We start from the raw sequence: 12,997 nt of genomic DNA, 5'->3' as shown, positions 1-12,997 counted from the left end.
ATAGTCGAATAAAATAAGAATGAGACAAGGCAGCGAAGCCGCAGACAGTACACATAGTACGGCAAGGCAAAGCAACGCTGTAGCATTCTTATTTTAAATGACTATAAAATTGCCCGCGAAGGCCGTCTGCACATTTACTTTTACAGACGGCCTTAACCATTATTTATGCTTGTTTCCGGCTGCCTTCGGTATCTTTACGCCGAAACGCTGCATGGTATTTTTCAACAATGCGGTATTGCCGCGCTGCTGCAAGCCGTCCAGCCAAACTGTTTCCGCCTGCTCGCGCGCGCCGGTCTGCCACAACACCTCTCCCAAATGGGCGGCAACTTCGGCATCAGGCTCTTCACGGTAGGCATATTGCAAATATGGCAGCGCCGCCTCGGCATCTCCTTTGCGATAATATGCCCAACCCATGCTGTCGTTAATCGCCGCCGATTCGGGTTCCAAATGGTAGGCGGCCTGAATCAGGGAGAAGGCTTCTTCCAAATGCTGTGTATGTTTCGGAGACACCAACAAAGTATAACCCAGCGCATTCATGCCGGCTGCGCTGTTGGGATTAATTTCCACATAACGGCGCAAATCCGCAACGGCTCTGCCATGCTCCCCGATTCGCTCATATACCAATGCCCGCTGGTACAGAATATCCGGCAAATATCCGGCCGATTCCGGTTTTTTGGCCGCTTGGGCGGCAAGCGCATTCAATTCAATCAAGGCTTCGCGCGGTTTGTCGTGCTGCGACAAGGCAAACAGATACACTCTTTGCAACTCTTCACTGCCGAAAAACCGCCCCTGTTTCGACGGCAGTTTTCGGGCGCGGCGTGCTTCGGCGAACGCCGTCCGATAATCGCCGGATTCTGCGGCAACTGAGGCATTCAATACTGCTTTGTCAAATACATAATCCGGCGCGCTGATTCGGTTTATCCATACTTTCGCCTGCTTGGTGTCTTTCAATTCGGCGTAGCGCATGACACCGATTACCGCCGCACGGCTTTGCTGCTCCGCCGTGCCCAAGCGGTAGGCTTTATCCAAATAATTATCGAGTGCGCCACCGTCTTCCCGCGCCGCTGCCAAAAATGCCGCCTGAATATACAAATCCGCATTCGGATTATGCTCCAACAGCGTTTGCAGACGGCCATATGCCTTATCCTGCTGTCCCTGCGCCACCAAACTGCTGATTTCCAACTCCTGCCATACCACAGAAAGATTCTGCGTATCCGTTTCAGCAAAAAAACGGTTTAACACTTCGGGATTGCGTTGTGCCATCAGGCGCAAAGTCAGCCAAGTCGGCGGCAAGACTTCCTCGTCTAACGCCGCCAACTTCTGCAATGCCGCCACAGCATGACGCTCTTTGCCGTTTTGCGCGCTGTAAATAACATCGGCAATCGCAGCTTCCGGCATATTCGGATAGTTGCGCGCTGCCTTGTGCACTTCCTTGACCGCTTTTTCCGCCAATCCGGGCTGCATCACGGCAGCCTGTGCCAGCAGCAGGAAGATCCGTTGGGTCTGCTCCTCATTGGCATGGCGTAATACATCTTCCAAGCCGCTCATGGTCTGACCCGCATCTCCTGCCAGCAAGCCGCGCACCCAACCCATACGCCGTTGCGCTTCACCCGGTTCCGGCTCGATTTTGCGCCATTTTTGATAAATTGCCTCTGCCTGTTCAAACGCATTGAGCGAAACCGCCATTTCCAACGCCCGCTCCGCAACTTCCGGCGAGCCTGTCCGGTCAATCATGGCCATATGGGTGGCCAATGCCATGGCCGGATTACCTTTTTGCAAGGCTATTTCGCTGCCCAGTAAAGTAAACAACTGGCTGGAGCGTTTGGATACTTCCGCACGGCGTTTGCGCTCCGCCTCGGCCTGTTCGGGAGTCAAACGGCTTTTACGTTCAGAAGTTTTTTTAATTTCAGTATCGATTTTCGGCAGATTCTCACCGGCAGCCGATGCTTGCACCGCAAACATCATGCCAACCGCCGCCACCAGCACCTTAAGGCGCGAACAGGCAAACCACATAACTCTTCCTTATCGTTCAAACAACCGTCCGTAATATCCGCATGCCGCAATGATGTTCCCATTTCCGGCAAAACTTCCGTTTTACAGACGGCCTTTATCGCTGCAACTTTATCACAAGCCGGAGATTTATGGATTTCGGCAAACGTAAACCTAAGGTAATATTCGGTTGTTGCCACCACCCGGACGCATCATCATGAAAAGCATGACCCAGCCGCAACTTGCCGCCTTTCTCAACTGCGCCGCCACATATCCCGCCTCTTTGGAAGCATTGCGAAACCGGCTGCTCGACAGCAATCCAGAACGCGCACGCAAAGCCGCCGTATTGCTGCCCTGTCTTCACGACGGCAATCAATGGCAACTGCTGCTGACCCGCCGCTCCGAACAGCTCCGCCACCATACCGGACAAATCTCCCTGCCCGGCGGCGGACGTGAAAAACACGACAAAGACTTTACCCAAACCGCATTGCGCGAAACCGAAGAAGAAACTGGCATTCCGTCAGCCGCTTGGCAGACTTTTCCGCAGCTGCCGCCTCACTACACACCCTCCGGCTACGAGGTACACCCCGTCCCCGCCATTTACACCGCCGCGCAACCGCCCCTGCTGCTGCCCGACAGCAATGAAGTTGCCGAAATTTTTTATATCCCCTTATCCGTTGTCCTCAACCCCGAAAATTATGCCGAACGGATACTGCATTTCAACGGCAGCAACCTTGCTTCGCCCACGCTGCCTTATCTGCATTACGACATTTGGGGGTTGACGGCCATTATCCTCTACGGCTTGGCAGAGCGTTATCAACATCATCGTCAATATGCCGTCTGAACTTATGCCGTCTGAGCTTTCGACGATTTCCGATATGTTTACATCCTGTTTTGGCAACCGCCAAACAAGCGCGGCAGCTTCCGATAAAATATCTGCCACACTTTTCCCATTCATCAGAAAACAATGCGCGTAGCTCTGTAGCCGCTTAAAGCCATTTGCAGAAGACCTTAATTTGCAGACGGCCTCAAACCGCAAATTTCCTTCAGTCGGCAGCTTTCAAACGGTACAGAAAAGTCGTTTCCCTGCTGCGGGCAAATGCCAAAGGATCGTTCCCGTCAAATGCCTTGGCGTGTTGCGGTTTGGTCTGCAAAACATCAACCACTTCCAATAAGGCCGTCTGCAAACAGCGCGCCAGAAAACCAGATTCGCGCAGACTCAGGTGTTCCGCCAAATCCGAAATCACCAGCCATGCTTCACCATTCGGCTTCAAATGACTGCGGACACCATTGAGAAATCCCCGCAACATCGCACTGTCGGGGTCGTACAATGCGGTTTCCACATCAGAAGTCGGTTTCGCCGGCAACCACGGCGGATTGCAGACAATCAAATCCGCGCAACCTTCGGGAAACAAATCTGCCGTCTGCAAATCAACCTTGTCCGCACAGCCCAAACGTGTGAAATTGGCACGCGCCGCCGCCACGGCTCTCGGATTAGTATCGGTCGCCACAATACGCGGCACACCGCGCTTGGCCAGCAACGCAGCAATCACACCCGACCCCGTACCGATGTCAAATGCCGTCCCTTCAATACCGGTTGCAGACGGCGGCAGCGGCGCGGCGGCCAGCAAATCCAAATATTCGCCGCGTATGGGCGAAAACACACCAAACGGCACATGAATCCTACCGCCAAGCTGCGGCAGCGCAATACCTTTTTTATGCCATTCATGCGCGCCGATAAAGCCCAAAAGTTGGTTGAGCGGCAGCAAAAACGGTTCGTGATTTGCTTCGCCGTACACATCGGCCAAAGCCGCCGAAACATCCGGCGCACGCGGCATATCCAATACGAAACCCGCGCCTATTTCCACCGCCAGCATATTTAATACCCTGCTTTGCTGCGCCTGCCGTATACGGTGGCTGTGAAAGGCCGTCTGCATATCCTGCACATCGGCAGTTTTCTTCTTTCCCGAAGGCTTGCGGACGCGCTTTTTCAATGCGGACAACACCTGTTTGGCATTGTGAAAATCGCCTGTCCACACCGTTGCCGTCTGCTCATAAGCAGATTTTAAAATACGCTCCGCACCGGCTTCATGCAGATAAAGCGCGGCCTTGGGCGGTTTTTGCGTACTTTCATTGCGCCATTCGATGACGGCGCGGTCGCTGGAAATCATATGCGGCATAACGGTACTTTTTCATCTGGATAACGGAAAAAACCGCATGAAACAATCATTTCATGTTTCATGCGGTTTTTAATATTTGGTGCCCGGGGTCGGACTCGAACCGACACACCTTGCGGCGGGGGATTTTGAGTCCCCTGTGTCTACCAATTTCACCACCCGGGCGGTGGGAATTATTAAGGCGCAATTATATAAACCATCTTTACGCTTGTAAAGTATTTTTCGCAATTTTTCAGACGGCATTGCGCGGTTTTACACCGCATTAAACCTTTTCCTTTATTACATATCCTACAATAGCCGCCGTACACACCCTCCATCAATAAGGAAACCTGATGAACCGCTTTTCTTCCGCCCTGCTGCTGGCCGCCCCTTTTGCCGTGATCGCTCCCTATGCCGTTGCCGCCCAGCATCCGGCACAAACACAAATGCAGCAAAATATTGATACCGTTTTGAAAATCGCCCGCAACACTTCCCTGAGCGAAGCTCAAAAAATCAAACAAATCGAAAGTTATGCCAACCGTTATCTCGACTACGAACGGATTTCCGCAATGGCGGTAGGCGCACCGTGGCGGAATTTTTCGGTCAAGCAGAAAACCGACTTTATCGCGGCCTTCAAAGATATGGTGGTTTCGATGTATGCCCGTTCTGCCCTGATTGGCGCGGCCGATGCCAAAGTCAGACTGTTGCCGAACAAAATGACGGCAAACGGCAAACGTCTCGATGTATTTTCCGAACTGCAAACCAAAAACGGCAAAAAATACGAAGTTGCCTATCAGCTTTATCCTGCCGGTTCGATTTACAAAATCTACAATTTCCGTGTGGACGGCGCGAGCTTGGTTACCATCTACCGCAACCAGTTCAACGAATTGATCAAACAGAAAGGCATCGACGGCGCCATCGCTGCCGTTAAAGCCAAAAGTTTGAAAAAGCAGTAACTTCAAACAGCATCAGGCCGTCTGCAAAATCCCATGCCGCGCGCCTACTGTTGTCTTACGGTAAAAACAGTTAAAATACAGGCCGTCCGCCCTCGCTCAACCGTCGGCAGACGGCCTGTTTTACCGTCTGAATACAGCCTTCCGGCGCAATACATACGCCGCAACCCTATCCCGCATTTTGCAGACGGCCTTGTTCCCATTATCAACGGATATGTCATGTACGATGTCAACACTTCCGATGTCCGCCGCTTTTTCGCGCAAGTTTGGCAGCAGCGTTTCCAACCGCTGCAACTTGATGCCCTGCAACAAAAAGCCCTGAAGATTATCGAAGCACACCCCGAATATCATCACTATCTTGACGACATCGAACATTATTTGGATAAAAACTGGCAGCCCGAAAGCGGAGAAACCAACCCGTTTCTGCATATGTCGCTGCACCTTTCCCTACAAGAGCAGACGGCCATCGACCAGCCGCACGGAATCCGCCATATCCACCAAACCCTGTGCGGCCGCTACAACGGCGACCGGCTGCGCGCGGAACACGAAATGATGGACGCTTTGGTCGAAACCATTTGGGAAGCCCAACGCTACGGCCGAGGCTTAGACGTAAACGCCTACATCACCCGACTGCGCCGGCTCATCGGTTTGGGGCAGGAAGACAACGCCCGCATCAACCCCCACGAAGTCGGATTGTCCGACCAAATCAGCCTGCGGAAATAACCGCCCACAGAAAGACACATCATGACCACGGATTTCCAAGCAACCCTGAAAGCCTTGGGCAAACAAGCAAAAAAAGAAGCCGAAGCACGCGCCCTTGTCGAGCAGGAAGCCAAAAAACGCGCCGAAGCGGAGATTGACTTTGCCAAAGCGGTAGGAGAAGTTACCCCGCTGAAAGACACCCGACGCTACCAAGCTCCGCGCGACACTTCCCCCATCAAACCCCGTCCGCAAGAAATACAGAGCCTTGCCGAAGAAGACTACTTTTATGTCGGCCACGGCGGAACCGACTGGGACGAACCGCCGCCCAGTTTCAGCAAAAACGGACAAGGCAAAAACGACATCCAACGCCTGAAAAACGGCCATTACACCGTTGTCGCCGATGTCGACTTGCACGGCTACACCCAAGAGGAAGCACAGCAAGTGTTGAACGAATTTATCGAATTTGTCAAAAAACGCGGCGTATGCGGAGAAATCGTACACGGCAGCGGCCTCGGCTCCTCAGGTTACAAACCCGTTTTAAAAAACATGACCCGCCGCTGGCTGATGCAACACCCCGACGTATTGGCCTATGTCGAGCCGCGCGCCAACAACGACGGAGCCGTGCGGATTTTATTAAAACGCAACCGTCCCTACGGCGAAACAGAATAACCACCCCGAACCCAACCACACCATCGGAACAACCATGCTCAACAAACCTGACATCATCAACATTTCCGGCCCTGCCGGCCTGCTCGAAACCATTTACCTGCCCGCACAAGGTCAGGAACGCGGTGTCGCCGTCATCAATCACCCCAATCCCCTGCAAGGCGGCACCTATACCAACAAAGTTATTCAAACCGCAGCCAAAGCCTTAACCCAACTGGGTTTTCACTGCTATCTGCCCAATCTGCGCGGTGTCGGCAACAGCCAAGGCACACACGATTACGGCAAAGGCGAAACAGACGACTGCATCGCCGTTATCGACTATGCCCGCGCACAACACCCCGACTCGCCCGAATTTGCACTGGCCGGTTTTTCATTCGGCGGTTACGTTGCCACCTTCGCCGCACAACAACGCACGCCCGACCTGCTGCTGCTGCTGGGACCTGCCGTTCACCACTACACCAACCGCCCCGAGCCGCAAGCCGTTCCCGATGTAGCCAAAACACTGCTCATTCACGGTGCTGAAGACGAAGTTGTCGAAATCAGCAAAGCCCTGTCATGGGCGGAGCCGCAAAACTTACCCGTTATCACCCTTGCCGGCTCATCACATTTCTTCCACGGCAAACTGATCGCCCTGCGCGATACCATACTGCGTTTTGCTCCGGCATTATTGAAATAATATAGTAGAAAGCCGCCAAAGGCCGTCTGCAAATCCGATTTTGCAGACGGCCTTTTTATGGGCAGGTATAGTCGAATAAAATAAGAATGAGACAAGGCAGCGAAGCCGCAGACAGTACACATAGTACGGCAAGGCAAAGCAACGCTGTAGCATTCTTATTTTAAATGACTATAATTCGGCTGAAAAACCGTCGGCGTAACCGTCATCGCCAGCTTCGCCCCCAGATACTTCGCCGCCGAAATTTCAGACGGCGATACCGCCGCCGCCTCCGCCGATACCCCGTTGTCGGTCAACGCCTTAAACAGCGAAAAGCCCGGCATCAAATCAAACATCTGATTGTACTGCTCAACCCTTTCCACACCCTTTTTCAGCACAGACAAAGCCGTACCGCTTTCCCTTGCCACATGCTTGAGCATATCCGTTTCCGTCTTCGCCAGCATCGTCCCGTAAGTCGATACCCCGCCCAAATCCAAAAACTGCTTCAGCAGCTTGCCGTCCTTCCCTGAAAAATCCCCCTTCCACGCCGCATTAAACGTTGTCGGTGCAGACTTCGTAAAATTCGCCCAAGCCTGCCGCGCCACCTTATCCATATCCACCTTTCCGCCTTGTTCGTTCCAGCCTTCCATTACCCGGATCATCTCCGTTTTTTCCCAAATATCACGGAAAGCATTCATCGGCGCAAAAGCCGGCGCAAATTGCGTTACCCCGCGCGCATACAGCCGCGTAAATCCCTGAACCGGTTTTACAAAAGACGGCACTTCTTCGCGGTTCGCATTCACAATCCCCGCCATCACCGCAGGGCGCAACGAAAACTCCACATCACGCCCGTCTACCTTATGAAAAATCACATTGTCCGTATTGCGCGAAAACGGCGAACGCGCCGCGCGCGCAATGCCGATTTCCTCCGCCACGCGCTTCTTGGCCTCATGCTCATCAAGCCCCATATCAAGATAATGGCGCAGCGCACGCTCATACACCGTATTCAGCTTGTTCTTGAAATCCGCATAGCCGTAGTTGGCCGTGGATTTCGCCACCCTGCCGAACGCCGCATCAATACCGTTTTGCGCCATCGAAACACGGCCTTTCATCTGCTTGTCGCGCGCCTGATTAATCCCGCTGCCGCCGCCGAACAACACATCGCGTTCATCATCGCTGCCGTTCAGCGGGTCGTAAGGATTGCCCGTAAACGGCACATAATCCACGTTTACCTTAAATTCATCATACATCTCCTTGGAAATCATACCGCTTTCCAAATCCAAGTCCAGCGCAAAGTCCAGCATACCCCGTACATGGCCGGCCACCGCCTCCAAGTCCGCAAGCTCGATATGCTGCTCAATATCCGCCTTAACCTTGGCCGCCACAGGATTAGAGAAACCGCCCGCCGTCTTGCCCTGCTTCTTACCGCTGATGGACGCGCGGTATTCCGCCAGTTCCTTCTCCGCGCGGGTCAAAGCCGCCTTATTCGCCGCCGTTTCCTTTTTCGCCAACGCCGCCTTCGCCTCTTCAACCTTGGCTTCTGCCCGCTCAATCAGCCGCTTGTTGGCTGTCGGCGCATACTTCGCGCTCATCCAATAGCCGACAAGGTTTTTCAGCTCAACCAAGCTCTTGCCCTTGTACTTTTTCTGCAAACGCGACAATTCCTTATTCAGCGGCGTTACAAAACGCACCTGAATTTCCTGATTCTTCGCATTACGCATATTCGGCGCGCGGCGGAAAGCCTGTTCCAAAAGCTGGCGCATCGGCGCATCGGCCACCAAATCAGGCAGACCGTCCGCCCAGCGTTTCAATTGAATGGCCGCATCTTCCACCGCTTCCAGCAGCTTGTCTTTCTTGCTGACGATTCCGTCTTTCAACCGCCCGCGCACCTGCTCGTCGCGATAAGCCTGCTGCATATCCTGCCACACCGAATCAGACGGCGGCATTTCCCCCGTTTCGGCAAACTCCCGCACCTGCTCTTCCGTCATCAAGTCAGCACGGGAAAAACGCATATCGGAAAGACTGTTTTCCGTTTCAGGCTTGTAATTCAGATAATTACGGAGTATATTGGCTATGTATCCTGAATTGACCTTCCCCGTTTCGCGGCTGATTACAGCCGTCTCGGTATCACTGGCATTCAGGATACTTTCTTTTGTAACCACACTATGCAGATACATCTGTCTGCCGCTGCCCGTATTTCTTGCCAGCAGCGTAACCACATCATCTTTCCCTTCTATCATCACTGGTGCGCTGATATAAACATACTCCGCACCATTATCAGGATTTCTGCCCTGATGGATAACTACACCTTGTTCAATCACTTCCGGAACAACAGCAAATGCTTCTGCCTTAAACGGATTCATTCCGTGTGCAATGGAGTCACGAACAGCCCGCTCATTTAATGCAATCTCTCCAACTTCAGGATTAACTGCCGCACCACCCGCCTGTTTAAACAGGCCTGCAGCCCATTCCCTTAAAGCCTTAAATCCTTGTGGAGCTTTCCGTTCGCTGATAACTGCCACCGGCTCTCCCTGCAACACCGCCGCCTTGCGTGCAAAATCCGCATCATGCGAACGGCTGAACCGACTGCCCGAATCCTGAAGCGATTCCATTTCAGCCTTAAATTCAGCAATGCGTTCGCTAAAATACTTACGGTTGCTTACCGCCGCTTCCGATTCGCCCTGATTCCACGAAATCATCTCCTCGTATTGGGCAATACGCGCCTTCAATTCCTTAATCCGCTTGGCGTTCGGATTACGTTTGGCTGCTTTTCTTGCAGGTTTGCTTTGTTCCCCCTGCTCCGCCTTTCTCTCCATGCGGGTTTTAACCGCTTTCACATGCGGCGGAATTTCCAATCCGAACATTTCTGCCGCCTTTTCAACCGCTTCCACCCAACTGCCGTCGGTATGCCACTTCGCATCTTCACCGCGACTGTTGGTATCCTTGCCGCCGCGCGGAAATACTTCAAACTTCGCTTCATAAGGATTACGATGATGAGCAGGCAAAGAATGGTCGGAAACGCGTACTTTAAAACCTTCATCATTTTCCGCATCGTAAATCTCAACATATTCTGAATTGCTGATACGCGAAGAATCTCTGCTTACGATAAACCTGTCCCCAAACGGTTCTGTCATGATTTCAAACGCACGATTCACTTTATCCGCATCATCGCTGTATTTGGAAAACAGCACATCTCCGCCCAAATCCCCGTCCAATTCGGCCGTATTATCCCGATGAATATCCGCCAAGGCTTCCAGCACCTCGCGATCGGAAACCTCTCGTCTGCCCGTTGCCATCGCCCACACACGGCGCAAGGTTTCGGCAATCCGTTTCAACCAATTACCCGCACGGCGTTTCAGGCTGTCTGAAATTTCCACCCCGTAGCGCGTCTCGATTTCCGCCCAGTTGCCTGTTTGCTGTGCCGCATACAGTTCCACAACCGCTTCTTCCACCGCCACGCTGCGTACCGTTGCCGCCGCATCGTTCGTATCGCGTCGCAACCGTTGGATTCTGTCTGCCATCTTCGCCACCGTTTCATTGCGCCCCAGCAAATCCAGCGTATTCAGGTATTCGCGGCTGCCTTTTACCGCAAAACCCCTGTGCCCCAGCTCATGCCAAGCCACCCATACCGCCCGCTCCGGGGTCAGGTTGTCGGCAAAAAGATACAGTTCGCCCGTCTTGCGGTTAAAGCTGCCCTCGATACCGCCCGCTATGATGGCTTCCCAATCCTTGGGAAAAGCGGTTTTGGAATCCACTACCCGCACCAAAGCCGCCCGTTCGCCGCCCAATGCACGGCGCAAACGGGTGTGGATTTCATTGACATCAACATCATTTGCGCGTACATTGGAATCAGCGACAGACGCTCCCACAACTTGACGATGACGTGTAGGCTTGTTGTGCGTAGGTTCGGTTGAATCGTTACTCCTCGCCGCATCATCGTCTGATCGCAACTCAAACGCATTCATCAACCAACTGTTGCTTCCTGTATGCTTAACCAGCGTTGCACGGTTTCCGTTATATTCAACAAATACCCGCTTGGATTTTCCACTTTCTGTAATTTGTGAATCATGCCCTTTCGCAATGGTATCCACCACACGTTCGGTCAACATTTCCACAACATCGTTATAGCTCATATCATCTTTACGCATACGCGATTCAATAATATGCGCCAAGCCCATCGCACCGACTGTTTTATTGTTTGGTTTTAGACGGCCTTCACTACCCCAAACAAAATCCACCCAACCCAAATCTTGGCGGTACATCGCACGGTGCACATCTGCTTTTTCCACAATCGCACGGTTCATGCTTTCACGCCCGCGCCGGATATTCGCCTGTGTGTCTTTCATCGCCGAACGGCTGAACATTACCGAGTTGTACAACTCTTCCTGCTCCGCATCCGTCATTGCCTCATCATCGGCAAGATAATCCCCGTCCGTCTCTTGCGGCCTTACCGCCCCGCCAACCGTTTCAACGCCGCTTCCATCGCCTGCGCCATCTGCGGATTGTGTTCCAGATTGTAAATCAGCCTCATCAGAGCCTGCTTCTGCTGCCCGGCCGTTGCCTGTTTCGCCGTCTGCATCCGCTCCCGTATTTCCCGGTTGCGTTTCTGTTCCAAAGTCTCCCGATTGCTCATGAATAGCCTTTCTCAATAGCTGTTGTCGTGTTACCGTATCGTTTCCGCCGAACATATCCCCTTCTTTGGGATTGCCCAATGCGCGGACTTCGCCGTAATAGGCGTGTATCAAATCGCGGATTTTTTTCGCGCTGCGGATATTGCCGTCCAGATACGCCAGCAACATTTTCGCCGTATCGCCCACGGTATCGGCAAAGTCCTGCTGTGCCAAATAATCCTGCACGCTGCGCCCCTGCGAACGCAACGACTCAATCAAATCTGCCGCCTGTACCAAGTCGGCCGCAATATCCAAATCGTACAAGTCGCCATAAGCCATATCGTTGCGCGCATCGGCCACCACGCCCGCCGATTGCGCCAAGGCGTTGCCCACATTGCGGCTTTCTACGTCGTTGCTTTCCACCATGCGCTGCAAAGCGGGGCTGTCGCCGTATGCCTGATACAGCATGGCGTTTTCCAAACGGCGCAATCCTTCGCGCGAAAGCATACCGTTTGCGTCCTGCAAGGCTGCCTGTTGGTTTTGCGGGAAATTGCCGACAAATTGGGCAATCGCGCTGCGGTTGGCAGGGGTGTTCAAACTGCCGCTTTCGTTATGCGTAAAAAGCTGCAACGGCGGCAGACGCGAAGCATCGGTTTTGGCCAGTTCCAAACTGCTCATGGCCAAGCCTGCGCCTTCGTTGGAAGCAATTGCTGCTTTTTTGATGTCCACATCGTTTTGCAGACGGCGTACCAATACCGGCTGTTCGAATGCTGCCACGGTTTCGGGGGTAAAGCCGAAATCCGCCGCATGTTCGGCAAGCTGCTGCCGGTAGTTTTCTGCCGTACCTTGAGCATACGCCTGTTTCACCGCCGCCACGCGCCCGTTGCCGCCGATAACGGTTTCTCCGTCTTTGGCCAATACCGGTGCGCCGAAATCCATAAACGGCGATTCGCTGATTTTGCGGAAATCCAAGTTTGCCGCAATATGGTTGATTTGCTGCTCGCTGGCTGCACGGTTACGGTCACGGTATTGGTTCTCTGCTTTGCTTACCGTTGCCCCCATATCGGAAGCTTCGCGCAATTCCCACACTACCGGCTCATATCTGCCCGATACGTCCACGCTGTCGGCTTTGCCTGCCACCACACGCCCCGTCTGCGTGCTTGCCGCCGCTGCCCGCTCGCGGGCGGTCGGTGCGATACGGTCGGTCGGCAGGTCGGTAGGGGTGGTGTTGCCCCGCTTGTAGGTCAATGCGGTTTGTAGTACATTGTG

Annotated in this window: 8 protein-coding genes and 1 tRNA gene; 5 read left to right on the top strand and 4 right to left on the bottom strand. The window is 53.3% G+C overall.

Annotated features, from left to right (window positions below):
- Positions 1-159: 159 nt before the first annotated feature.
- The gene (locus EL111_RS04995) at positions 160-2,013 is read right to left on the bottom strand and encodes a tetratricopeptide repeat protein (protein WP_123796384.1); all 1,854 of its coding nucleotides are present in this window, start codon (positions 2,011-2,013) and stop codon (positions 160-162) included.
- 193 nt (positions 2,014-2,206) lie between these two features.
- Here EL111_RS04995 and EL111_RS04990 point away from each other — a divergent pair, with 193 nt between their 5' ends.
- Positions 2,207-2,833, top strand: coding sequence for an NUDIX hydrolase (locus EL111_RS04990; protein WP_231998423.1), 627 nt, complete (start codon positions 2,207-2,209; stop codon positions 2,831-2,833).
- Positions 2,834-3,035: 202 nt separating this feature from the next.
- Here the strand turns inward: EL111_RS04990 and EL111_RS04985 are convergent, their stop codons facing one another.
- Both EL111_RS04985 and EL111_RS04980 read right to left on the bottom strand, forming a co-directional pair.
- Positions 3,036-4,169 (bottom strand): methyltransferase, encoded by a 1,134-nt coding sequence (locus tag EL111_RS04985; RefSeq protein WP_123796385.1) that lies wholly within the window; start codon positions 4,167-4,169, stop codon positions 3,036-3,038.
- Between the two features lie 77 nt (positions 4,170-4,246).
- A tRNA-Leu gene (locus tag EL111_RS04980) sits at positions 4,247-4,331 on the bottom strand.
- Between the two features lie 167 nt (positions 4,332-4,498).
- Between EL111_RS04980 and EL111_RS04975 the strand changes: the two genes are divergently transcribed.
- The 4 genes from EL111_RS04975 (at position 4,499) to EL111_RS04960 (ending at position 7,142) form a co-directional block, all read left to right on the top strand.
- Positions 4,499-5,101 (top strand): MlaC/ttg2D family ABC transporter substrate-binding protein, encoded by a 603-nt coding sequence (locus EL111_RS04975; RefSeq protein ID WP_123796386.1) that lies wholly within the window; start codon positions 4,499-4,501, stop codon positions 5,099-5,101.
- A gap of 216 nt (positions 5,102-5,317) precedes the next feature.
- Complete coding sequence (locus EL111_RS04970) at positions 5,318-5,821, top strand: DUF1841 family protein (RefSeq protein ID WP_123796387.1); 504 nt, start codon at positions 5,318-5,320, stop codon at positions 5,819-5,821.
- A gap of 21 nt (positions 5,822-5,842) precedes the next feature.
- On the top strand, positions 5,843-6,469 hold the full coding sequence (locus EL111_RS04965; protein ID WP_123796388.1) for a Smr/MutS family protein: 627 nt from the start codon (positions 5,843-5,845) through the stop codon (positions 6,467-6,469).
- A 34-nt stretch (positions 6,470-6,503) separates the two neighbouring features.
- Positions 6,504-7,142, top strand: coding sequence for an alpha/beta hydrolase (locus tag EL111_RS04960; RefSeq protein WP_123796389.1), 639 nt, complete (start codon positions 6,504-6,506; stop codon positions 7,140-7,142).
- Positions 7,143-7,297: 155 nt separating this feature from the next.
- Here EL111_RS04960 and EL111_RS10500 read toward each other — a convergent pair whose 3' ends face one another.
- The gene (locus tag EL111_RS10500) at positions 7,298-12,976 is read right to left on the bottom strand and encodes an LPD3 domain-containing protein (protein WP_164715652.1); all 5,679 of its coding nucleotides are present in this window, start codon (positions 12,974-12,976) and stop codon (positions 7,298-7,300) included.
- Positions 12,977-12,997: the final 21 nt, after the last annotated feature.

This window comes from Neisseria animalis, assembly GCF_900636515.1.
Taxonomy (GTDB): domain Bacteria; phylum Pseudomonadota; class Gammaproteobacteria; order Burkholderiales; family Neisseriaceae; genus Neisseria; species Neisseria animalis.
Note: the sequence above shows the minus strand (reverse complement) of the source record. Positions and strands in the feature narration are given on the sequence as shown.

What these genes read in the sequence shown, in the direction of transcription:
- EL111_RS04995 (WP_123796384.1), bottom strand. Translation starts at nt 2,013, where the DNA reads ATGTGGTTTGCCTGTTCGCGCCTTAAGGTGCTGGTGGCGGCGGTTGGC.
- EL111_RS04990 (WP_231998423.1), top strand. Translation starts at nt 2,207, where the DNA reads ATGAAAAGCATGACCCAGCCGCAACTTGCCGCCTTTCTCAACTGCGCC.
- EL111_RS04985 (WP_123796385.1), bottom strand. Translation starts at nt 4,169, where the DNA reads ATGCCGCATATGATTTCCAGCGACCGCGCCGTCATCGAATGGCGCAAT.
- EL111_RS04975 (WP_123796386.1), top strand. Translation starts at nt 4,499, where the DNA reads ATGAACCGCTTTTCTTCCGCCCTGCTGCTGGCCGCCCCTTTTGCCGTG.
- EL111_RS04970 (WP_123796387.1), top strand. Translation starts at nt 5,318, where the DNA reads ATGTACGATGTCAACACTTCCGATGTCCGCCGCTTTTTCGCGCAAGTT.
- EL111_RS04965 (WP_123796388.1), top strand. Translation starts at nt 5,843, where the DNA reads ATGACCACGGATTTCCAAGCAACCCTGAAAGCCTTGGGCAAACAAGCA.
- EL111_RS04960 (WP_123796389.1), top strand. Translation starts at nt 6,504, where the DNA reads ATGCTCAACAAACCTGACATCATCAACATTTCCGGCCCTGCCGGCCTG.